General features: G+C 72.7%; 18 protein-coding genes. 6 read left to right on the top strand and 12 right to left on the bottom strand.

Translation table 11 applies throughout. The features are described 5' to 3' along the window. Window positions 1-97 precede the first annotated feature (97 nt). From ACZ3OF_RS17955 to ACZ3OF_RS17935, 5 genes are all read right to left on the bottom strand, one after another. Window positions 98-955, bottom strand: a complete 858-nt coding sequence (locus ACZ3OF_RS17955) for a hypothetical protein (RefSeq protein WP_467305487.1) — start codon at window positions 953-955, stop codon at window positions 98-100. A gap of 143 nt (window positions 956-1098) precedes the next feature. Next, a complete protein-coding gene (locus tag ACZ3OF_RS17950) occupies window positions 1099-1647 on the bottom strand; it encodes a hypothetical protein (RefSeq protein ID WP_361675709.1) in 549 nt (182 codons plus the stop codon). A 9-nt stretch (window positions 1648-1656) separates the two neighbouring features. Continuing rightward, window positions 1657-2001, bottom strand: a complete 345-nt coding sequence (locus ACZ3OF_RS17945) for a hypothetical protein (protein ID WP_361445744.1) — start codon at window positions 1999-2001, stop codon at window positions 1657-1659. Window positions 2002-2108: 107 nt separating this feature from the next. Next, entirely contained in the window at window positions 2109-3632 is a 1524-nt protein-coding gene (locus tag ACZ3OF_RS17940; protein WP_467305483.1) for a carboxylesterase/lipase family protein, read from the bottom strand. A gap of 81 nt (window positions 3633-3713) precedes the next feature. Further along, window positions 3714-6350, bottom strand: a complete 2637-nt coding sequence (locus ACZ3OF_RS17935) for a SpoIIE family protein phosphatase (RefSeq protein WP_467305481.1) — start codon at window positions 6348-6350, stop codon at window positions 3714-3716. Window positions 6351-6527: 177 nt separating this feature from the next. Between ACZ3OF_RS17935 and ACZ3OF_RS17930 the strand changes: the two genes are divergently transcribed. Further along, window positions 6528-7892: an NAD(P)/FAD-dependent oxidoreductase gene (locus ACZ3OF_RS17930; protein WP_361675718.1), complete on the top strand. Its 1365-nt coding sequence runs from the start codon at window positions 6528-6530 to the stop codon at window positions 7890-7892. 45 nt (window positions 7893-7937) lie between these two features. Here ACZ3OF_RS17930 and ACZ3OF_RS17925 read toward each other — a convergent pair whose 3' ends face one another. Then, window positions 7938-9020, bottom strand: coding sequence for a magnesium and cobalt transport protein CorA (locus ACZ3OF_RS17925; protein ID WP_467305838.1), 1083 nt, complete (start codon window positions 9018-9020; stop codon window positions 7938-7940). 180 nt (window positions 9021-9200) lie between these two features. On the opposite strand from ACZ3OF_RS17925, the gene ACZ3OF_RS17920 reads away from it, so the two are divergent. Together ACZ3OF_RS17920 and ACZ3OF_RS17915 are read left to right on the top strand one after the other, a co-directional pair. Continuing rightward, a complete protein-coding gene (locus ACZ3OF_RS17920) occupies window positions 9201-10550 on the top strand; it encodes a serine hydrolase domain-containing protein (RefSeq protein ID WP_467305477.1) in 1350 nt (449 codons plus the stop codon). An 87-nt stretch (window positions 10551-10637) separates the two neighbouring features. Next, window positions 10638-11231 carry a hypothetical protein gene (locus ACZ3OF_RS17915; protein WP_361675727.1) on the top strand — a complete coding sequence of 198 codons (594 nt, stop codon included), beginning with the start codon at window positions 10638-10640 and terminating at the stop codon, window positions 11229-11231. A 2-nt stretch (window positions 11232-11233) separates the two neighbouring features. On the opposite strand, the gene ACZ3OF_RS17910 is transcribed toward ACZ3OF_RS17915, so the two are convergent. The 5 genes from ACZ3OF_RS17910 to ACZ3OF_RS17890 all read right to left on the bottom strand — a co-directional run bounded on the left by ACZ3OF_RS17910 (window position 11234) and on the right by ACZ3OF_RS17890 (window position 15850). After that, entirely contained in the window at window positions 11234-11830 is a 597-nt protein-coding gene (locus ACZ3OF_RS17910; protein WP_361675730.1) for an LURP-one-related family protein, read from the bottom strand. A gap of 114 nt (window positions 11831-11944) precedes the next feature. Continuing rightward, a complete protein-coding gene (locus tag ACZ3OF_RS17905; RefSeq protein ID WP_467305475.1) occupies window positions 11945-12895 on the bottom strand; it encodes a tellurite resistance/C4-dicarboxylate transporter family protein in 951 nt (316 codons plus the stop codon). A gap of 189 nt (window positions 12896-13084) precedes the next feature. Continuing rightward, a complete protein-coding gene (locus ACZ3OF_RS17900; protein ID WP_467305473.1) occupies window positions 13085-13996 on the bottom strand; it encodes a carbohydrate kinase family protein in 912 nt (303 codons plus the stop codon). Between the two features lie 76 nt (window positions 13997-14072). Further along, the gene (locus ACZ3OF_RS17895) at window positions 14073-14852 is read right to left on the bottom strand and encodes a class II aldolase/adducin family protein (protein WP_467305471.1); all 780 of its coding nucleotides are present in this window, start codon (window positions 14850-14852) and stop codon (window positions 14073-14075) included. Next, a complete protein-coding gene (locus ACZ3OF_RS17890) occupies window positions 14849-15850 on the bottom strand; it encodes a C-terminal binding protein (RefSeq protein WP_467305469.1) in 1002 nt (333 codons plus the stop codon). The genes ACZ3OF_RS17895 and ACZ3OF_RS17890 overlap by 4 nt, the downstream gene beginning before the upstream one ends. Before the next feature lie 215 nt (window positions 15851-16065). On the opposite strand from ACZ3OF_RS17890, the gene ACZ3OF_RS17885 reads away from it, so the two are divergent. Next, on the top strand, window positions 16066-16965 hold the full coding sequence (locus tag ACZ3OF_RS17885; RefSeq protein ID WP_361675745.1) for an Lrp/AsnC family transcriptional regulator: 900 nt from the start codon (window positions 16066-16068) through the stop codon (window positions 16963-16965). Between the two features lie 42 nt (window positions 16966-17007). Further along, window positions 17008-17934: a universal stress protein gene (locus ACZ3OF_RS17880; RefSeq protein ID WP_361675748.1), complete on the top strand. Its 927-nt coding sequence runs from the start codon at window positions 17008-17010 to the stop codon at window positions 17932-17934. A gap of 224 nt (window positions 17935-18158) precedes the next feature. On the opposite strand, the gene xylB is transcribed toward ACZ3OF_RS17880, so the two are convergent. Beyond that, window positions 18159-19646 carry a xylulokinase gene (gene xylB / locus ACZ3OF_RS17875; RefSeq protein WP_361675751.1) on the bottom strand — a complete coding sequence of 496 codons (1488 nt, stop codon included), beginning with the start codon at window positions 19644-19646 and terminating at the stop codon, window positions 18159-18161. 166 nt (window positions 19647-19812) lie between these two features. Between xylB and xylA the strand changes: the two genes are divergently transcribed. Beyond that, complete coding sequence (xylA, locus tag ACZ3OF_RS17870; protein ID WP_467305465.1) at window positions 19813-20997, top strand: xylose isomerase; 1185 nt, start codon at window positions 19813-19815, stop codon at window positions 20995-20997. Window positions 20998-21209 lie beyond the last annotated feature (212 nt).

Genomic DNA, 21209 nt, shown 5'->3' with positions numbered 1-21209 from the left:
CTGACAGCCTGCGGCCCGTGCGCTGACAGGCGGGCCGGCAGAGCCGTCAGCGCCCGTCAGGGGGCCGTGCGCGCGTCCGCCGGAGACTCTGCGGGGATCACCGCCCGATCTCGGCGGCCGGTCCCATGACGATGACCGGTTCCTTGGCGGGGTCCAGGGCGCGCAGGAGGTCGCGCATCACGTCGGCGGTCAGGGAGATGCAGGCCTGGGTGGGGCCACCGTGGTCGACGTGGATCCATACGCCTCCGCCCCGGTCCTCCCCGAGCGGCCGCTCCTTGTTCAGGGGAGTCGTTCCGGAGACGCGGTTGTAGTCGATGGCGACGACGTAGTCGAACGAACCCTCCAGGGGTTCGCCGAGGAATCCGGTGCCCGGGGAGACGAACTGCTCGTCCTGGTCGTACGGCAGCTTCGAGCCGGGGTCGGGCAGCCGGCCGCCCGCGTCGCCGAGCCGGAACACGCCGATGGGGGTGCGCAGATCGCCGGCCCAGTGGTCGTTCGTCCAGCCGCGCAGGGCGTTGTGCGCGGGCCAGGGCCCGCCCCTACGCTGCCATCGCCCGGCGGCGTCCCGTTCGTAGAGCACGGCCGTGGACTTGCTGGTGTCCAGGGACCCGCCCGTCACGACGAACGCCTGCCTCGTACCGTCCGGGATCTGCGTCAGGGTCGTCGGACCTACACCGGGCGGGCCCACGGGTGCCTTCGGCTCGGGGACGACGGCACCCGGAGCACCGGCAACACCAGAACTTCCCGGGGACGCGGGTGTCCCTGGGGACACGGCTGCCTCGGGCGAGCGGGGCGCGGCGCCCGGGCCGGCGTTCTTGGCCGCGGCGCGCGCGCCGGTTGCGGGGTTCGGAGCGGGTTCTTCCGCCGACACCTTCATGTAGCCGATGACCGCGAGTGTCGCGCAGAGCGCGGCGGTCACCACGCGCGGGCCGGTGCGGACGTTCCTGACAGACATGGGGCAGCATCCTCCGACGCTGGGGACGGCAATGCCGCGATATGTACCCGATCCGGGTCCGCGCCTGTCGGGTGAGCCGCGCACTCACCCGACCGGGGCAGAGCGGACGGCGTGTCACGGCCCTGTCGGCAGCTGAGCAGCCGTCAGGAAGGCGCGCCGCCCCGGAGGTCCCTCCACCGGGGTGCCTCGTCGTCCGGCCGGTCGGGGCTCGCGAAGTGGAAGGGGACGCCGAGCCGCTCGGCGAGGTCGTGACCTGCGCGCCGGGCCTCCTGGGCCTCGGGCCACGGCGGAACCGTGCCGTCGAAGAGCCGGATGTCGCCGCCGTGCCGGATCACGGCCAACAGGTGCTCGCCCTCCGGCTCGTCGGTGACGAGGACGAGGTCCACCATCCAGCCGAAGGTGTCGCCGTCCCACAGCGCCTCGACGGCCGCGGGGCGGCCCGGGAGCTGTGCGGCCCGTTCGGCGAGAGCCGCCGGGTCGAGCGGTTCCGTGGGCCCCGGTTCCCGGCGCACGCCGAGCTCGCGGTAGCGCTCGTTCACCATGTCGAGCGTCTCGTCCAGACCCGGCCGGGACTCCTCGGGGAGGGCGTCACGGACCTCCTTGACCGCCATGATGCAGCGGTCGAGACGGATGTGGGCGTCGACGGCCCGGCGCGTCTCGACCGGGAGCGCCGCCCATGTCTCCGCGTTCATGATCCGGTGTCAGGCGGTGGCGGCCGGCGTCTCGTCGAGCTCCCAGGCGTGACGCTTGAAGTCGCGGACGAAGTCGGGGTGGTCCTCCCAGTTGCGGGCGACACCGCGCAGGACGTCCCAGTTGTGCTCCAGCGCCTGGTCGATGATGTGACGGAGCGCCGGGTCGGCCGCCGCCCGCTGCTCGGCGAGGCCCTTGACGGCAGCGGCCGCCTTCACGGTGCCGAGGAGGGCGCGCAGCGCGCGGGAGGTGTCGTCCATCCCGAATCCGTGGTCGCTGCCGTTCTCCGGGTCGAACAGCGGCCGGAGACGGTCCTCGATGAACGCGGTGATCCGCTCGAAGTGCTGGACGTCCATCGGGTTCTCCCTGTCCTGCCGTTCCCCCGCGGGGGCGGTCGGCCTGTCGCGTGCTTCTGTCGTCCGCGCGGTGTTCCGTCCCGCGCCCGCTGATTATCCCGTGTCCCCTACCGAAGCGACGGTGGGGCCATCCGTACGCCGTTCCAGAGGGCGTGCGCGGGTGCCGCGCCCTCCGCGCGGTCGCCCGGCACGTCCCAGACGTGGACGGTGGGTGCGGTGGCATCGCTGAGCGGGGCGGTGAACGGGGCCCAGCCCGGGTCTCCGGTGGCGGCGAAGGCCGCCCAGGCGTGGACCATCCGCCGGGACAGGGCCCGGTCGTCGGTGTCGGCGGGGCCGCCGGTCAGGAAGTCGACACCCATGGCGTCCAGGGTCCCGAGGGCGAAGGGCACGTCGGCCGCGTGCCAGGCGCGTACCGGGCTGCCGTCGGGGCGGGTGCGGCGCCGGTCGAAGCGGGACAGGAACGTGCGGCCGCCGGCTCGGGCATGGGCCTCGGCGAGACGGACGGTGGGCACGGTGAAGACCGCGTCGCCCGCGAGGGCCAGGAAGACGTCGAGTACCGGTGCGTCGGGCATGAGGGCGCGGTACGCGGCGACCAGGGCCGGGGAAAGACCGTAGTCGGCGGCGAACCGGGCGAGTCCGTCGTCGGTGGTGACCGTCGGCATGCTGCCGACGTGGTGCATCAGCCAGTACTCCTCGGTGGTGTGGCAGACGAGGAGGTCGACGGGGTGTGCCGTGCCGTCGGCGGTCGGGGCCTCGACCGGGTCCCGGGTCAGCAGGACGCCGTCGAGGACGGGGCCGTAGAGGACGGTGTCGTAGTGGAGGAAACCGGAGGCGGCGTCGCCGGCGTACCGCGCCACCACCCGGTCGGAGGCGTCGACGAGATCCTGCGGCGTGGTGGAGACAAGGCCCTGGGCGGTGGGGGTGACACCGGCGGCCTCGGCCACCTCTCGGGCCAGGCGCTCGGCGAACTCCGGCGGGAAGAACGCGTCGGGAACGCTGTGGGCGATGGCACGGCGGAACAGTCCGCCGGCCCGTGCACTGCTCATCAGACAGGCGATCGAGCCGCCGCCCGCGGACTGTCCGGCCACGGTGACGTTCTCCGGGTCGCCGCCGAAGGCCGCGATGTTGTCGCGTACCCACTCCAGTGCGGCGATCTGGTCGAGCAGTCCCCGGTTGTCGGGGAAGCCGGGCACGTGCCCGAAGCCCTCGAAACCGATTCGGTAGTTGCAGGTCACCACGACGGTGCCGGCGCGGGCCAGGGCGGATCCGTCGTAGTCGGGCTGGGCGGAGGAGCCGAAGGTGTAGGCGCCGCCGTGGATCCAGAAGAGGACGGGCAGCGGCTCCGAAGTCTCCACCGGGGCCCAGACGTTGAGCGTGAGGACGTCTTCGTCGTCCGGCTGCCAGGCCGGGGAGCCGGGCAGCTCCGCCGACTGCGGGGCGACGGGGCCGAAGCGAGTGCACTCCCGTACCTCGACCCAGGTCTCCGCCGGCCTCGGCGCCTGGAAGCGCCCGGCGCCGAACGGCGGTGCGGCGTACGGAATGCCCAGGGTGATCCGCAGCCCGTCGGCGACCGTGCCGCGCACCGGTCCTCGCTTCGTCACGACGGTGTGGTCGGCGGTACCCGCACGCACAGGTGGATCTCCCTCTCGTCGCCGTCGGCCTCTCCGCGCGGCAGCACACCCTGACACGCGGCGCGGAGGCCGGACAATCGATTAAAGATCTTGAGCGAGGCCCTGGGGGGTGTGCGCGTCGGTGCCGTCGCCCTCCAGGGGCTGTTCGGCCCAGATGACCTTGCCCTCGGCCGTGTAGCGGGTCCCCCAGCGCCGGGTGAACTGGGAGATCAGGAAGAGGCCGCGGCCGCCCTCGTCGGTGGTGCGCGCGTGGCGCAGGTGCGGCGAGGTGCTGCTGGCGTCGAAGACCTCGCAGATCAGGGTGCGTTCGAGAATCAGGCGCAGCCGGATGGGGCCGGAGGCGTGCCGGATGGCGTTGGTGACGAGTTCGCTGACGACGAGTTCGGTGGTGAAGGCGAGTTCGTCCAGGCCCCACGCGGTCAGCTGGCGGGCGGCCATCACACGCGCGCGGGCGACGACGGCCGGGTCGGCGGGGAGGTCCCAGACGGCGACCTGACCGGCCGCCAGACCGCGGGTCCTGACGAGGAGGAGGGCCGCGTCGTCGGTGTACGGCCTGCTGGGCGCCAGTTCGTCGACGATGCTGCGGCAGAGTTCGTCGAGCGGCAGGTCACGGGATTCCAGGACGCGGCGCAGCCCTTCCTTGCCCGCTCCGGGCGCGGCGATGATCCCGTCGGTGTAGAAGGCCAGGACGCTGCCCTCGGCCAGCGGCAGCTCGACGGATTCGAAGGGCAGTCCGCCGACGCCGAGCGCCGGTCCGGGCGGGAGTTCCGGGAAGGTGACCGTGCCGTCGGGCGCCCGCACGGCGGGCGCGAGGTGGCCGGCGCTCGCCAGGTCGCAGCGCAGACCGACCGGATCGTAGACGGCGTAGAGGCAGCTGGCGCCGACGCCCGCGGGGGTGGCCGCGCCGCCGAGCTCGCCCACGGGGCCCTCCCGGGTGACCTGCAGGACGAGGTCGTCGAGATGGGCCAGGAGGTCCTCGGGCCCGAGGTCCAGATCGGCGAGGGTCCGTACGGCGGTACGGAGCTGACCCATGGTGGCGGCGGCCTCGATCCCGTGGCCGATGACCTCGCCGACGACGAGGGCGACCCTGGCACCGGACAGGGGGATGACGTCGAACCAGTCGCCTCCGAGGCCGGACAGTTCGTCGGCCGGCCGGTAGAAGGAGGCCGCGTCGACGGCCTCCTGGACCGGAACACCGTGCGGCAGCAGGCTGCGCTGGAGTACGAGCGCGGCGGCACGCTCGCGGGTGTAGCGGCGGGCGTTGTCCAGACAGACGGCGGCGCGGGCCACGAGCTCCTCGGCGACCCGCAGGTCGTCCTCGTCGAACGCCTCGTCCTGTCGGGCGCGGAAGAACGTGGCCACGCCGAGGGTGACGCCTCGGGCGAGGATCGGCACGACGATCGCCGTGTGCGGCTCGGGGGCGAGGGGCGCCTTCGGCTCGGCGTCCGTGGGCTCGGATTCCGTCGGCTCGGCGTTCGTGGGCCCTTCCGGTGGGCCGGCGTTCGTGGGCCCTTCCGGTGGGCCTGCGTCCGGTGGCTCGGAAGCCGTGGGCGCGGTGTCCGGCGCCTCGGCGTCCGGTGGCTCCTCGCTCCGGGACAGGGGCACGGGGATGGCCGCGTCGCGTGTCGTGGCGTCCAGCGTGGCGGCACGCCAGGAGCGGCCGTGGGCCAGGGAGCCGATCTGGGGTGACGACGGCAGGTACCCGCACGGCTCCCCCGGCTCCACCATCACCTCGATCCCACCGGGGACGGTCTGCACGCCGGCACGCATCAGCTGTACGGACGTGGCGGCGGCCGTGGGCCCGGGGGACGGCTCGGCGCCTCTGACGACGGTGTCCAGCAGATCCACGGCGACGAAGTCCGCCAGTCCGGGCACCGCCACGTCGGCCAGGTCCTGGGCGGTGCCGAGCACGTCCAGGCTGCGGCCGATGCGCTCGCTGGCCAGGGCCATCAGGGCGAGCCTCAGTCGGGCGCGGTAGCGGTCGGTGATGTCGACGACCGCGTAACAGACGCCGAGGACGCGGCCGTTGTCGTCCTCCAGCCGGACCATCGACATGGCGTGGGCGTGGTCCCGGCCGGGATGGGACCGGGGCCGGCCCACGTGCTCGTACCCGAGGACGGGCTCACCGGTCGCCAGCACCTGGCGCATCTTCGACTCGACGAGGTCAGCGTTCATCCCAGGCTGGATCTCCGCGAAGCGCCTGCCGCGCCGCTCCTCGACCGTGCCACCACCGAACTGCTCGAGGGCGGTGTTCGACCAGACGCACCGCAGGTCGGTGTCGACCAGGCAGAGCCCGACGGGCATCCGGGTGACCATCCGCTCCAGGAGGGCGGGGCCCATGGTCCACTTCCGGGACGGTGCCGCACCCACGGCGACGACGATCCATCGGGCCGGGCCCGCCTCGCCGGGCAGCGGCAGCACGGTGACGTCCACGGCGATCGTGCGGCCGTCCCGGTGACGTGCGAGCAGGACGCCCGACCAGCCGCCTTCCCGCTCCGAGGCCTCGAGGATGCCGGGGAGCCGGGCGGCCTCGTCCGCCGCGAGCAGGGCGCCGACGCGTCGGCCGCTCAGCTCCGCCGCGGGGTAGCCCAGCAGCTGCTCGGCCGCGTACGGGCGGCCGACGACCGCTCCGTGCTCGTCGAAGACGAGGACCACGGAGTCGGCGACGCCGAACACCGCCTCGTGCGCGGTGGTGTCTGTGCCCTCAGGTCTCCCCACGGCCGTCGGCTCCGTTTCTCACACACCCGCCCTGTTTTTCCCTTCTACCACACTATGACCATGCTCCGACCGTTAGGTCCGATTCTGGCGTCACCCCTTCGGCGGACGGTCCGGGTTTTCGATCGGCCCGAGAGGTTAGTCAGCTCTCTAGGACCGACGATCCGGGAGGCGGGCAGCGTGACGCGACCGAAGATTCTCGTGGTGGGCGCCGGCTTCGCCGGGGTCGCCTGTGTGCAACGGCTGGAGCGGCGGCTGACGAGCCGCGAGGCGCGGATCTCGCTGCTCTCGCCCTTCTCGTACCAGCTCTACCTGCCGCTCCTCCCCCAGGTGGCCTCGGGCGTGCTGACCCCCCAGTCGGTCGCGTTGTCGCTGCGGCGCAGCAAGCGTCACCGCACGCGGATCATCCCCGGCGGCGCGATCGGCGTGGACACCAAGGCGAAGGTCTGTGTCGTACGGACGATCACGGGTGAACTCATCGACGAGCCGTACGACCATCTGGTCCTGGCGCCCGGCAGTGTCACCCGCACCTTCGACATCCCGGGTCTGGGGGAGCACGCGCGGGGCATGAAGACGCTCGCCGAGGCGGTCTACATCCGTGATCACGTGATCGCCCAGCTCGATCTGGCCGACGCCGGGCACGACGAGGCGGAGCGGGCGGCGCGGCTGTGCTTCGTGGTGGTGGGCGGGGGCTACGCGGGGACGGAGACGGCCGCCTGCCTGCAGCGGCTGACCCACGCCGCGGTCCAGCGCTATCCGCGGCTCGACCCGAAGCTCATCAAGTGGCATCTGGTGGACCTCGCGCCCAAGCTCATGCCCGAGCTGGGCGACAAACTGGGCCGAGCGGCGCTGGAGATCCTGCGGCGGCGCGGGATCGAGGTCTCGCTCGGGGTCTCGGTCGCCTCCGTGGACGCCGAGGCCGTGACGCTGACCGACGGGCGGGTGCTGCCCAGTCGCACCCTGATCTGGACGGCGGGCGTCGCCGCCAGTCCGCTGATGGCCACCCTCGGAGCCGAGACCGACCGGGGCCGGCTGGTCGTCGGCTCCGACATGGTCGTCCCCGGCGTGGACGGTGTGCACGCCCTCGGCGACGCCGCCGCCGTACCGGACCTGGCCAAGAACGAGAAGGGCGCGATCTGCCCGCCGACGGCCCAGCACGCCATGCGGCAGGGAAAGCAGGTCGCCGACAACGTCGTCGCCGCGTTGCGCGGCGAGCAGACATACCCGTACCACCACCGGGATCTGGGCCTGGTGGTGGATCTGGGCGGACGGGACGCCGTGTCCAAGCCGCTCGGCATCGAACTGCACGGCACCCCCGCGCAGGCGGTGGCCCGGGCGTACCACTGGTCGGCGCTGCGGACCAATGTCGCCAAGACACGGGTGATGACGAACTGGCTGCTCAACGCCGTGGCCGGGGACGACTTCGTCCGTACGGGATTCCTGTCGTCCCGGTCCGGCACGCTCGCGGACTTCGAGCACACGGACGCCTATCTCACGCCGGAGCAGGTACGGGCCCACACCGCGGCCCTGAACGCTCAGGTCTGACAGCGCTCCACCGGGGCTCGGGGCGTCGGGCCGTCCGCCCGGGCGTCAGAGCCAGCCGTTGCGGCGGAAGCTGCGGTGCAGGAGGAAACACGCGACGGCCATCGCGCCGACGACCAGCGGATAGCCGTAGGTCCAGCGCAGTTCGGGCATGTTGTCGAAGTTCATGCCGTAGACCCCGCAGACCATCGTGGGGACGGCGATGATCGCGGCCCACGCCGTGATCTTGCGCATGTCCTCGTTCTGGGCGACCGTCACCTGCGCGAGATGGGCCTGGAGGATCGAGTCGAGGAGCGCGTCGAACGACGTGATCTGCTCCGTGATCCGGGAGAGATGGTCGGCGACGTCACGGAAGTACGGCTGTATCTCCGCCGAGACCAATGGCAGCGGCGACGCGGCCAGGGCCTGCAGCGGGCGGTCGAGCGGTGCGACCGCCCGCTTGAGTTCGAGGAGTTCCCGCTTCAGCTGGTAGACGCGGCCCGCGTCGCCGCGGGAGGCCTGTTCGCTGAAGACGGCCGTCTCGACGGCGTCTATGTCGTTCTGTACGGCGTCGGCGACCGCGAGGTAGTCGTCCACGACGTGGTCGGCGATGGCGTGCAGAACGGCCGCGGGCCCCTTGGCCAGCTGTTCGGCGTCCGCCTCCAGCGCCTCCCGCAGCGGGCCGAGCGAACCGTGCCGCCCGTGCCGGACCGTGATGACGAAATCCGGTCCGGTGAAGACCATGAGCTCGCCCGTGTCGACGACCTCGCTGGTGGCGGTGAGCTCTTCGTGCTCCACATAGCGGACGGTCTTGAAGACGGCGAAGAGCGTCTCGTCGTACCGCTCCAGCTTCGGCCGCTGGTGCGCGTGCACGGCGTCCTCGACGGCGAGCGGATGCAGGCCGAACAGCTCGGCGAGCCCGGCGAACTCCTCGACGGACGGCTCGTGCAGCCCGATCCACACGAACCCGTCGCCCGACTTGCGGACCCGTCGCACCGCCTCTTCGGCGGGGCAGGCCCCGCGCTGCCGCGCCCCGTCCTCGTACAACACACAGTTGACGACCGAGCTGCCCAGCGGCGAGCGTGCCGGATGGCTCAGGTCGACGGTCCGGCGGTAGGCACGGCGGACGGTGCGCCTCAGATTGCGGATTATCGGCACGTCAGGCTCCTCGGGACGATCAGCGGACAGTGTGCCACCGACGGACCGTGGGGCGGGACTCCTGACAAATGTCACACGTTCCTGTGAACAAGATCCTCCCGGGGGTGGAGAGCGGGCCGGGGGACGGCGATCAGGATGAATCCACCGCACTCGTCGAGGAAAGAGGATCCACCCATGTCTTCGTCCCACAGGGCCCGGCTCACGGCCGTCGCCGCGGCCACTCTGATCACCCTCTCCGTCTCGGCGTTACCGGCTCGGACCGCCGTCGCCGCGGAGCCCGGCTCCGCCGCAGCCGCGGCCTCCGCGGCGGTGACGCCGGCCGGTCGCGGCCATCTCGACCGCGCGGCGCTGCGCGGTTCCCTCGACGCGTTCCACAAGGCCGGGATGTACGGCGCCTATTCGGCGGTCCGTGACGGATCCGCGCAGTGGCGGGGAGCCACCGGCTTCGCCGATGTCGACAGCCGCCGGCCCACCAGGCCGAACTTCGAGCACCGGGTCGGCAGCATCACCAAGACCTTCACGGCCGTCGCCGTCCTGCAGCAGGCCGGCGCCGGGCGGATCGACCTCGACGCTCCCGTGGGCCGGTACCTCCCCGACATCGTGCCCGGCGAACGCGGCCGGCTGGTGACCGTGCGGATGCTGCTCAACCACACCAGCGGCATCGCCGACTACGTCCTGCCCGCCTTCCCCGGCATCCTCGAGAATCCCGGCAAGGCCCTCGACGAGAACCGCCTCCGTCGCATAGCCCCCGAGGAGCTCGCCCGCCTGGGTCTCGCGGCGCCGCCCGTCGCGGAACGCGGGACGCACTCGTACTCCAACACCAACTACATCCTCGCCGGGCTGCTCCTGGAACGCGTGACCGGCGAGAAGGCCGAGGCGTACATCACCCGTAACGTCATCCGGAAGGCCGGGCTGCGCCACACGTACTTCCCGAGCTCGCCGTCCCTCAAGGGACCGCACTCCCGGATGTACGAGTCGTTCTTCGGCCTGATCGACCCGCCGCGCGACTACAGCGTCACCGACATGTCGTGGGCGGGCACGGCCGGCGCCCTCGTCTCGACGACGAGCGACCTCAACGACTTCTACCGCACGCTGCTCAGCGGCCGGCTGCTCGGCGCGGCGGAGCTGCGCGCGATGAAGACCACCGTCCCCGCCTACGAGACCCAGCCGGGCGAGGAGCCGCTGATGCGCTACGGCCTCGGCATCTACACCCTGAAGATGCCGAGCGGCGGCTGGTACTGGGGCCATGACGGTGCCGTCTTCGGGGCCGGTACCTGGGCACTGTCCACCGAGGACGGCCGTCGTCAGGTCGCCATCGGCTACAACCTGATGAAGTACCAGCGCTTCGACGAGCAGGGCCGACCGCTGCCCGATCCGATCACGCAGGCGTTGTCCGCCCATGTCGACGGCGCCCTGGCCGGCACGTCCTCGGCTCCGCGCGGTACGGCCGCGGCCCAGCCGGCGCAGGGACCCGCCGGCCTTCTCAACGGCCCGGACGCGCTCCACCAGGCGACCCTGCGGTAGGTCCAACCGGGCGCCCCGGACCGGACGTCCGCGCGGTGGGCGACCCCGTTTTCACGAAGCCGGAGGCATGCGTCATGATCACCGGTCATGAGAGCTCTTGTCGGCATCGAACTGCCGGGCTTCCGACTCGTCGAGCCCGATGTCTGGGTCAGTGACGCGGGTGATGTGCTGTCGCTGCACTTCTTCGCCCTGCGTCCGGACCTTCCCGCGTCGTTGGACGACGGCCCGTCGCTGCGCGCCGCGCTCACCCGCGTGACCGCGGACGCCGGCGGCGGGCTGATCGAGGCCTCGGTGAAGTCACTGGGCGAGCTGCCCGCGCTGCGCCAGATACTCAAGCTGCCGATGCCCGGGCAGGCCCATGGGCAGGTCTTCATCGGCAGTTTCACCGTTCCCCGTGCGGAGTGCAGCACGGTGGTGAAGATCCAGGCGCCCGAGCGCGGGACGACCGGGATGCGCGAGGCGATGGTGATGGCGCAGGTCGGTCCCGACGCGTTCTACCGGGCCCATCCCTACGCCCCGGAGGTCCAGGGCGGTCTGCCGTTCCACGCGGCGGACCACGCCCGGTACGACGCCGAGTTCCCCGACCATCCGCTGACCCGGGTCAGGAACGTCCTCGGCGCGCTGGCCGAGGGCGTCAGCGTGGCACCCGAGTTCGCGGCGCTGCCGCCGTTCACGGGCTGACGTCACCGGGACTGCAGGGCGTCCAGGGCGACGGCCTGGGCTATCGCCAGGCGGCGGTCGAGGTGCTCGTCGTGGATGGAGAGGACGTAACGGTCCCGCAGGCCCAGCCGCTTCTCCACCGACATGACGGGGCGCTCCGAGGCGGCGAAGTCGAAGTGGTACGGCCAGGCGAACGGCACCAGGTCGACGAAGGGGACGACGTTCCAGGCGCGGCGCAACAGGGCCACGGCCCTGTTGCGCTCCACGCCCGTGGTCTCGGCCCATGCGCCCTCCTGGCTCATGTGCCAGGTGCTGCGCAGCAGGGAGGCGGCGAAGTCCTTGCGCAGCCTGCCGACGAGGGTGCCCGAGGCCGCGTGGATGTCGTACGTCGCGCCGAGGTCCACGATCTGCCGGGCCTGGAAGGTGAAGAGGACCTGCCGCTGGGACTCGTCCGTGTAGAACGTGATTCTTTCCTTCAGAGCCATGCGCTTCTGGTGGGCGAACGCGACGATGTCGCCTTCCGCGCCGTCCGGTCCTGCCGCGTGCACCACGTAGCGATTGGCCATCGGTGTGAGCTTCTGGCGGATGTGAAAACGGTGCTGCGACTGTTCGAGACCCATGGTGCGCTCCCCCTCGTCGGTGACTTCCCGACGATGATCGCGTCCTGCGCGCACCGGCCGCAGTCACCGAAAGTCGTTCCCCGGGGAGACGAAGGGATCGGCTGCCCCCGGGGCCTAGGTTCCCCGCGGGGCGACCGCCCGTCGGGGAAGAGCGCGCACCGTTGCCACGAGGGTGACGAGCCAGGCGGCCGCCGCGGCCCACAGCAGGACCTGGCCGAGGGGGTCGAGCCAGTCGACGGCCGCGGCCGTCGACGTGGAGAGACAGGCGGCAGCCGTCATGCCCATCGGGAAGACGGTGGCCCAGCGCCGTGCGTCGTAGTCCAGGCGCGGTCGCAGCAGCTCGGCGAGGAGCAGGACGACGTACCAGATCAGGTCGAGGACCAGCAGGAACAGGGTGAGGCCCCGCAGGGAGGTGTGGGTCACGCCCGTCCACACACCCGTGGCGAGCAGCTTGGAGCCCGCGAGGGCGGAGATGGCCATGGCCCCTCCCGCCACCCACTGGTCGCCGGCGCCCGCGCCGATCTGCCCGAAGTCGAAGCGGACCAGGGCCGCGAGGTAGAGCAGCAGCCCGAGGACGAAGAAGACCAGTGACGTCCGGGCGAGCCAGTCGCCCGCCGAGGGTGTGAGGATGGCGCCCAGGACCGCGAGCGCTTCGGTGGCGACGCAGATCAGGAACACACCGCCCGGCATGCTGCTCCGCAGATGCCTCAGGACCGCCGTGAGCAGCACCGCCCACAGGACCGCCGATCCGGCGAGGAGCACAGCGGCCAGGTGGGTCCAGTCGAGGAGGGCCACGCGGGCGCCGAGCACGGTGGTGGCGGCGACGGCGGTCAGCGCGGGCGGGGTGTCGGCCTCGGCGACCCAGCGGGGACGGCTGTGCAGCAACCGGGTGGCGAAGTCGAAGGCGAGCAGCAGCCACAGTGCGCCCGCGAGGCCGAGGAGCGTGCGGGACACCGTCTCGCGGCCGGTCAGATGGAAGCCGACCGAGATGATGCCGGTGGCCATCACCGCCGCGCCCGCGGCGGGTGGCAGTTCGGCCCACCAGCGGGCAGTGCGCTCGTTCATGATCCCCATCGCAACGGCTCTCCACCGTGTCCGCCACTCGGCGCGCGCGGAGGAGCCGAACAACACCCGGTGGGCGGCCTCGGCGAGACGGTTCCGGCGACGCGGGCCCCGGCCCCCGGCGAGGCGGTGCCCGCGGCGAGGTGGTGCCGGTGGACGGGCCTGGTGCCGGGCCCGTCCACCGGGCGGAGGTCAGGCCTGGGCGGTCGCCAGGAGTGCCTCGGGGGTGATGAGCGCGGTGGAGCCCGGAGCCGTACAGGCATGGGCTCCGGCGACCGCACCCAGGCGGGCGCAGTCCAGCACGTCCCGGCCGGCGAGCCTGCCGTAGAGGAAGCCGCTGACGTACGCGTCGCCGGCGCCGTTGCTGTCCACCACGGGGGCCTCGGGGGCGACCGCCGGGATGTGGTGCGGCGTCGGGTCGCCGTCCCGGGTCAGGACGTAGGAGCCGTCCGCACCCGCGGTGGCGACCACGGTCCGGGCGCGGCCCTCGCGCAGGATCTCCCGCATCAGCGCCGGCGTGTCGTCGCCCGCCCCCGCCGCGCTGAAGAAGACGAGGTCGGAGCGGAGGGCGAACTCCCGGTGGTGGTCGCTGCGTCCGTCCCAGTCGTGCAGATCGGTGGAGACGGGGACACCGAGCTCCTCGATGTCGTCGTACAGGAAGCGCGCGAAGTTCATGATGGAGACATGGACGTGCCGCGCGCGGCGCAGGCGGGGCAGGTAGTACTCGCTCGGCATGCGCAGGTCCGCCGGGTCCCGGCCGTCGTAGAAGGACATCCGGCGTCCGGTGGCGTCCACCAGGTTGACCGCGCGCCGGGTCCCGGAGGGCGAGATCACCGGGTCGAACTCCACGTCCCCCTCGGCCATGCGCCGCCGTACGAGCGTGCCGATCCAATCGTCGCCCACGCAGTCGAGGAGTGCGACCCGCAGGCCGAGGGCCCGGGTGCCGAGGGCCACGTTCCCGCCGGTGTGCCCGGGCCACTCCTCGATCGGCCCGACGTGGACCGAGTCGGCGAGGGGGACCGGCAGGGCGTCGACCCGGATGACGGTGTCCACTCCGCTGCCACCGACCACCACGACGTCGTACCGGTCGTGTTGTTGACTCACTCTGCCGCCTCTCAGGTCCCGCCGGGACCAGTATGGCGGGTGGGTGGGACGGCGGAGCCGCCGCGCCGCCGGCCGGTCAGTCCTTGTAGTCCGGGCAGGTCCGGTCCAGGAGGCGGAGCATCGCCGACCACGCCAGGCCGTACGCGTCGTCGTCCTCGAAGTCCGACGCCGCCTCGCCTGTGAGCTGCCGGGCGGTGTACTCGCAGACCTCGGCGGGTGGGACGACCAGGGGGACGCCGCTCGACTGGGCGGCTACCTGGATCTCGCAGGCGCGCTCCAGGTAGTACATGCGCAGGAACGCCTGGGCCGCGCTCTCGCCGACCGTCAGCAGGCCGTGGTTGCGCAGGATGAGGGCGGGGTGGGTACCCATGTCGTCGACCAGGCGGCGCTGTTCGTCGAGGTTGAGGGCCACGCCCTCGTAGTCGTGGTAGCCGACGCGATCGTAGAACTCCATAGACATCTGGTTGAGCGGGAGGAGCCCGCCCTCCTGCGCGGCGACGGCGCAGCCCGCCTTGGTGTGGGTGTGCAGGACGCAGTGCGCGTCGGCCCGGGCCGCGTGGATCGCGCTGTGGATGACGAAGCCCGCCGGGTTGACCGGGTGGGGGGTCGGCTCGACGGGGTTGCCGTCGAGGTCGATCTTCACCAGGTTGGAGGCGGTGATCTCCTCGAAGAGCAGCCCGTAGGGGTTGATGAGGAAGTGGTGGTCGGGCCCGGGCAGTCGCAGGGAGATGTGGGTGAAGATCAGGTCGGTCATCCTGAAGTGGGCCACGAGCCGGTAGACGGCGGCGAGTTCGCGGCGCAGCCGGAGCTCCTCGGCGGTCCTCGTCCGTGCGGCGTGCGGCGTTGCGGTGGTCATGCGAGGACTCCTTCGAGGGCGGTGGCGGTGGGGTCGACGACGGGGGTCAGCGGGCGGCCGGTGCGGTGCCAGGCGATGACGTTCTCGACGGGCCCGCACACGTACGCGCGGCGCGAGGTGTCGGACAGGAAGGCGCTGTGCGGCGAGAGTTGGATGCGTGGGTGGCCGCGCAGCGGGTCGTCCGCCGGGGGCGGCTCGACGGGGAAGACGTCGAGCGCCGCGCCGGCCAGGTGCTCCCGGTCCAGGGCGTCCAAGAGGGCGGCCGCGTCTACGAGTTCGCCGCGCGCGACGTTGACGAGGAAGCCGCCGGGGCGCATGCGTCCGAGCAGCGCTCCGTCGACGAGGCCGCGGGTGGCCGGGGTGAGCGGGACGTGCAGGGAGAGGATGTCGGTCGCCGCGGCCAGGTCGCCGAGGTCGCCGTGGCGGGCGATGCCGGCCGGCCAGTGGGCGGGGTCGGCGTGCGGGTCGTAGGCGGCGACGCGTCCGAAGACCGGGGCGGCGAGCGCAGCGAAGGAGCGGGCGATCCTGCCGAGGCCGACGAGCCCGAGGGTCAACTCGCTCGCCCGGCGCGGGAGTCGGTCCTGGGCCGTGAACTCCGCGTTCCAGCCGCCGGAGCGGACGAGGGCGTCGGCCTGTGGGAGCCGCCGGACGAGAGAGAGCGCGGAGGCGAGCGCGTGGACGGCGACGTCCTCGGTCGCGGCGTCGGGCAGGTTCGCCACCCACACCCCGCGCCTCCGGGCCTCGGCCGTGTCGACCATGTCGTAGCCCGCGGACATGGTGGCGAGGATCCGCAGCCCGGGGAGCCGGTCGAGGAGCGCGGCGTCGATCCGCGCGTAGCCGACGATCAGGGCGACCGCGTCTTGGGCCGCCTCCGCGAGGGCGTCGGCGTCCCGCGTACCGGCGACACGGACCTCGAACCCCGCCTCGGTGAGCAGTCGGAGCCCCGGCTCGGGATCCAGGTCGTCGGTGTCGGTGAAAACGGCGACGGGCTGATTCACCCGGCCCCCTTCCGTTCGTGCTGTTACGCGACGGCTGATTCGTCGGTTGTTGACGGCATCAACTTACGTTTCATCCGCACAACTGTCCACCGACGCATGCTGCGGCGGTTCGTGAGCCGTGTCACGAACGGACCCGCTTCCCCGGCCGGTGGCCGAGAATGTCAGCGGACCCGGGGCCGACCGCCTCGCGGCCGCCGAGCCGAGGAGATCACCGGGTGGAGCTGGACGCCATCGACCTGGCCGTCGTACGCGCGCTGCAGAAGGACGGGCGTCTCGCGTACGAGACGCTGGCCCAGCACGTCGGTCTGTCCCGGCCCGCGACCCGCGCGCGGGTGCAGCGCCTCCTGGAGTCGGGCGCGGTCCGTGTCGTGGCCGTCGTCCATCCCTCGGTCCGCGGACTGACCGCGTCCGCGCATCTCTCGATCGACGTCGACGGCGCGGCGGAGCCGGTGGCGCGGGCGATCGCCGAGCTTCCCGAGGCCCCGTTCGTCAGCCTGACGGCGGGGCGGGGGGCCATCATGACCGAGCTGCGCACCGAGGGTTTCGAGGCACTGGAACGGACCATCGAGCGCGTGCGTTCCGTGCCCGGTGTCGCGGTGGTCGACCCGCTGATCGGCACCCGTCACCTCAAGGACCCGTACCTGCTGGCGGAGGATCCGACAGCGTCGGACCTGGACGACACCGACCTGCGGATCCTCGACGCCCTGGAACAGGACGGCCGCCTCCCCTTCGCCGACGTCGCCGAACGCGTCGGCCTCTCTCCCGGCGCCACCCGCGCCCGGACGCTGCGCCTCCTCGAAGGCGGCGTGGTGAAGGTGCTGGCGCTGGTCCGCCCCGAGGTCCTGGGAATGGGGTACGCGTGCGGCTTCGCGGTGCGCGTCGAGGGCGCGCGGGCGGCCGTGGCCCGGCAGCTCGCCGCGCGGGAGGAGGTCACCTTCCTGTCGGCCTGCCTCGGCCGCGCCGAGCTGGTCGGCACGGTCACGGCGGGCTCCCTGGGCTCCGTACGGGCGGCGCTGGACGCGATGCGGGCGCTGTCTGGCGTACGGGCCGTCGAGAGCTGGATCCATCTGGAGCTGGTCAAGGAGCGGTACGACCTCGGCGCACCGGCGGCGTAGGCCCACCGAGCGGGGTGGCGGACGGCGGGGAATCATGCCCGTATGAACGAAAAGCCGGTTGTCGTCGGCGTGGACGGGTCCGAGCACAGCCACCTGGCCCTCGAATGGGCCCTGAGCGCGGCACAGCGGCTCGACGCGCCCCTGGTGGTCGCCCATGTGCGCTCCGAGGCGCTCCAGCTGGGGACCGCCCGGATCGCCTCGCTCGGCGAGGCCCCTGACATCCCCGACACCGTTCTCGACGGTGTCCGCGCCTGGGTGGAGGAGCAGGGCCCGCGAGTGCCGGTGCGGTACGACTCGCTCGACGGCACGGTGTCGGACGCCCTGCTCGACGCGGCCAGGACCGCGCGCTTCCTGGTGACCGGATCCCGTGGACGAGGGGGCTTCGCGAGCCTGCTGCTCGGTTCCTCCGGCCGGGCCCTGGCCGCCTCCGCCCCGTGCCCGGTCGTCGTGGTGCCGCACGAGGCGCGGACCGCTCCGCTGGAAGGCGATGCCGAGGCGGGCCGGGTCCTCGTCGGGCTCCACCCGGAGGAGACCGGCGACGAGGTCGTGGACTTCGCGTTCCAAGCGGCCCGGCAGCGGGGCGTGGCCCTCGAGGTGGTGACCGCCTACCGGTTGCCCCCTTCGCCGATCATGCTGGTCGGCCCGCCGGCGCCCGCCCTGCAGATGCCGCCGCCGATGCCCGTGGACGAGACCCCCGAGCTGGTCAAGGAGACCGCGGGCCTCCAGGAGGACCGGTTGCGGGCGTTCACCGAGCGGTACCGGGACGTCGAGGTCGTCCCCGTGGTCGTCCCGGCGGACGCGGCCGGGCGGCTCGTCGACGACTCGCGGCGCGCGGCCCTGGTCGTCGTGGGCCGGCACCGCAAGCACCGGGTCGCGACGCTCCTGATGGGATCGGTCGCCCACGCGGTGCTCCACCACGCCCACTGCCCGGTCGCGATCGTCCCGCCCGACCAGCCCGCGTCGGGCTGAGGGGCGCTGACGGCCTGTCGTCGAAGCGCGTCGGTTCACGCGGCCGGAACGGACGGGCGGAGGCCGACCGCGCGCGGCCGGATCGACCGGCTCCCGCGCCGCTGGATCGACCGGCTCCCGCGCGGCCGGATCGACCGGCTCCCGCGTGGCCGGCACGGGCCACGCGTCCGCCCACCGGCCGGGCAGCCCGTGACCGGTCAGGTGAGGAGGCAGCCCGGGACAGGTCAGGTGAGAAGGCTCGGGGCCGCGCGGTCCAGGACCGTGGCGATCCGGTGCCAGGTCTCCTCGTCGCTGGCGACCGGCTCCAGGATCTCGCCCTCTCCCGTACCCCACGCGGTGGCGAGCGTGACCGGGTCCTCGCCGGTCGCGGCGGAGGCCGCGAGCGCGGCCGCGCCGAGGGCGACGAGTTCGGTCGCGGCGGGGACGACCACGGGGCGGCCGGAGAGGCGACGGATGGTGTCTCTCCAGGCGTGCCCCTGGGCGCCGCCGCCGATCAGGCGCAGCGGACGGCCCCGTACCGCCGCGTCCGCGGGGTCGAGGCCGCAGGCGCCTAGGAGGTCGTCAAGGGCGCGCAGCACGGTGAACGCGGCGCCCTCGTAGGCCGCGCCGAGGATCGCGCGGGGTGTGGTGGTGTGGCGCAGTCCGGTGACGAGGCCGGTGGCGTGCGGCAGGTCCGGGGTGCGTTCGCCGTCGAGGTACGGCAGGACGACGACACCGTCGCCGCGTGCGGTGTCCTCGCGGTCGAGGCCGAGCAGCCCGGCGAACCGGTCCACCGCGAGGCTGCAGTTGAGGGTGCAGCCGAGCGGGAGGTATGTGCCGTCCGCCGCGGCGAATCCGGCCAGGCCGGGGGCGGCAGGCCGGGTCCGGGTGGCGGCGAAGACGGTCCCCGAGGTGCCGAGGCTCACGACGGGATGGTCCAGGAGCCCCGCGCCGCCGAGCCCCAGGCCGACGGCCGCGGCCATGTTGTCCCCCGTACCGGCGGCGACGGCGGCGCCGGCCGGAAGTCCCAGAGTGCGGGCGGCGGCCGGGGTGAGGGTGCCGACGCGGGTGGCGCCACTCGGGGCGACGGCCGGCAGCAGGGTCTCGTCGAGGCCGAGGAGTCGGAGGATCTCGGGGTCGTAGGCACAGCTCGCGGTGGAGTACCAGCAGGTGCCGGAGGCGTCACCGGGGTCGGTCGCTGCGACTCCCGAGAGGCGCTCCGTCAGGAAGTCGTGAGGCAGGCGGACGGCAGCCGTGGCGGCGGCGACGGAGGGCTCGCGGGCGCGCAGCCACTGCCACTTGGCGGCGGTCATCGAGGCGACCGGCACCGACCCGGTCCGGGCGAGCCAGCTGTCCGGGCCGCCGAGCGCGGCGGTGAGTTCGACGGCCTGCGGGGCGGATCGGGTGTCGTTCCAGAGCAGGGCGGGGTACAGCGGACGGCCCGCGGGATCGAGGACGACGAGGCCGTGCTGCTGGCCCGCGACGGCGATGCCCGTCACGGCGGAGGGGGGCGTGCCGGCGTCGGCGAGGGCCGCGGCGACCGCCTCGCGCAGTGCCGACCACCACTGCTCGGGGTCGCTCTCGCGGGCTCCGCCCTCCCCCGTGACCGTGTGCGCGGCCCGGCCGGTTCCGCGTACGGCGCCGGTGTCCGGGTCCACGACAAGCGCCTTGGTGGACTGGGTGGAGCTGTCCACACCGATCACGACCGGGGGCGCGGAACGCGTCGCCGCCATGGGCCTCACCTTTCGTCGAACCGCGTGCTCACTCTGGCGCGGAGGCGTGTCCACTCTGGCGCGGACTCACGCCGTGGCGTATTAGTTATCTCAGAAAACAAATAGGGGGGCCAGGCCTCGCCGCGCCCTTCTTTCCTCCCGAGAACGGCAAGAAGAAGGACAGACCATGACGGAACGCTTCTCCCCCGCTCGCTTCTCCCCCACGCCCGAGGACCGGTTCACCTTCGGCCTGTGGACCGTCGGCTGGCAGGGCCGCGACCCCTTCGGCGAGGCCACCCGCCCCGTGCTCGACCCCGTCGAGTCGGTCGAGCGGCTCGCCGCACTGGGGGCGTACGGCGTCACCTTCCACGACGACGACCTCATCCCCTTCGGCGCCTCGGACGCGGAGCGTGAGGCCGTGGTCAAGCGCTTCCGGTCGGCGCTCGAACGCACCGGCCTGAAGGTGCCGATGGCCACGACCAACCTCTTCACCCACCCCGTCTTCAAGGACGGCGGTTTCACGGCCAACGACCGGGACGTGCGCCGTTACGCCCTGCGCAAGACGATCCGCAACATCGATCTCGCGGTCGAGCTCGGCGCCACGACGTATGTCGCCTGGGGCGGTCGCGAGGGCGCCGAGTCGGGCGCGGCGAAGGACGTCCGGGTGGCGCTCGACCGGATGAAGGAGGCCTTCGACCTGCTCGGCCAGTACGTCACCGAGCAGGGCTACGAGCTGCGCTTCGCGATCGAGCCGAAGCCGAACGAGCCGCGCGGCGACATCCTGCTGCCCACCATCGGCCACGCGCTCGCCTTCATCGAGCGCCTGGAGCGCCCCGAACTGGTGGGGGTGAACCCGGAGACGGGCCACGAGCAGATGGCCGGGCTCAACTTCCCGCACGGCATCGCCCAGGCGCTGTGGGCCGGCAAGCTCTTCCACATCGATCTCAACGGCCAGTCGGGCATCAAGTACGACCAGGACTTCCGCTTCGGAGCGGGGGATCTGCGCCAGGCGTTCTGGCTGGTGGACCTGCTGGAGACGGCGGGGTACGAGGGGCCGCGGCACTTCGACTTCAAGCCGGTCCGCACGGACGGCTTCGACGGGGTGTGGGAGTCCGCGAAGAACTGTATGCGCAACTACCTGATCCTGAAGGAGCGCGCGGCCGCCTTCCGGGCCGACCCCGAGGTCCAGGAGGCCCTGGCCGCATCCCGGCTGCCCGAACTCGCCGTCCCCACGGCCTCCGACGGTCTCGCCGGCCTGCTCGCGGACTGCGGCGCGTTCGAGGACTTCGACGTGACGGCGGCCGCCGAGCGGTCCATGGCGTTCGAGCGCCTGGACCAGCTGGCGCTGGAACATCTGCTGGCGGTCCGCTGACCGCGTCACCCCCCACCTCACGACCACGACGGGCGCCCGGGCCACGGACCGGGCGCCCGTCGCCGTACTCCGCCGACCTGCGGCCCCCAAGCCCCGGCCCGACCCCAGCCCCAGGCCCCAGCCCGACCGGACACCGAACCCCAGGCCGACCTCGACGAGAGAAGGCAGCAAGCGCTTTCCAAGAATCCTGCGCGAAGCATTGACGAAACATC

The organism is Streptomyces sp. NPDC022552, assembly GCF_055561875.1.
This window is presented reverse-complemented; position numbering and strand designations above follow the sequence as displayed.

What these genes read in the sequence shown, in the direction of transcription:
- ACZ3OF_RS17955 (WP_467305487.1), bottom strand. Translation starts at nt 955, where the DNA reads ATGTCTGTCAGGAACGTCCGCACCGGCCCGCGCGTGGTGACCGCCGCG.
- ACZ3OF_RS17950 (WP_361675709.1), bottom strand. Translation starts at nt 1,647, where the DNA reads ATGAACGCGGAGACATGGGCGGCGCTCCCGGTCGAGACGCGCCGGGCC.
- ACZ3OF_RS17945 (WP_361445744.1), bottom strand. Translation starts at nt 2,001, where the DNA reads ATGGACGTCCAGCACTTCGAGCGGATCACCGCGTTCATCGAGGACCGT.
- ACZ3OF_RS17920 (WP_467305477.1), top strand. Translation starts at nt 9,201, where the DNA reads ATGTCTTCGTCCCACAGGGCCCGGCTCACGGCCGTCGCCGCGGCCACT.
- ACZ3OF_RS17915 (WP_361675727.1), top strand. Translation starts at nt 10,638, where the DNA reads ATGAGAGCTCTTGTCGGCATCGAACTGCCGGGCTTCCGACTCGTCGAG.
- ACZ3OF_RS17910 (WP_361675730.1), bottom strand. Translation starts at nt 11,830, where the DNA reads ATGGGTCTCGAACAGTCGCAGCACCGTTTTCACATCCGCCAGAAGCTC.
- ACZ3OF_RS17905 (WP_467305475.1), bottom strand. Translation starts at nt 12,895, where the DNA reads ATGAACGAGCGCACTGCCCGCTGGTGGGCCGAACTGCCACCCGCCGCG.
- ACZ3OF_RS17895 (WP_467305471.1), bottom strand. Translation starts at nt 14,852, where the DNA reads ATGACCACCGCAACGCCGCACGCCGCACGGACGAGGACCGCCGAGGAG.
- ACZ3OF_RS17880 (WP_361675748.1), top strand. Translation starts at nt 17,008, where the DNA reads ATGAACGAAAAGCCGGTTGTCGTCGGCGTGGACGGGTCCGAGCACAGC.
- xylB (WP_361675751.1), bottom strand. Translation starts at nt 19,646, where the DNA reads ATGGCGGCGACGCGTTCCGCGCCCCCGGTCGTGATCGGTGTGGACAGC.
- xylA (WP_467305465.1), top strand. Translation starts at nt 19,813, where the DNA reads ATGACGGAACGCTTCTCCCCCGCTCGCTTCTCCCCCACGCCCGAGGAC.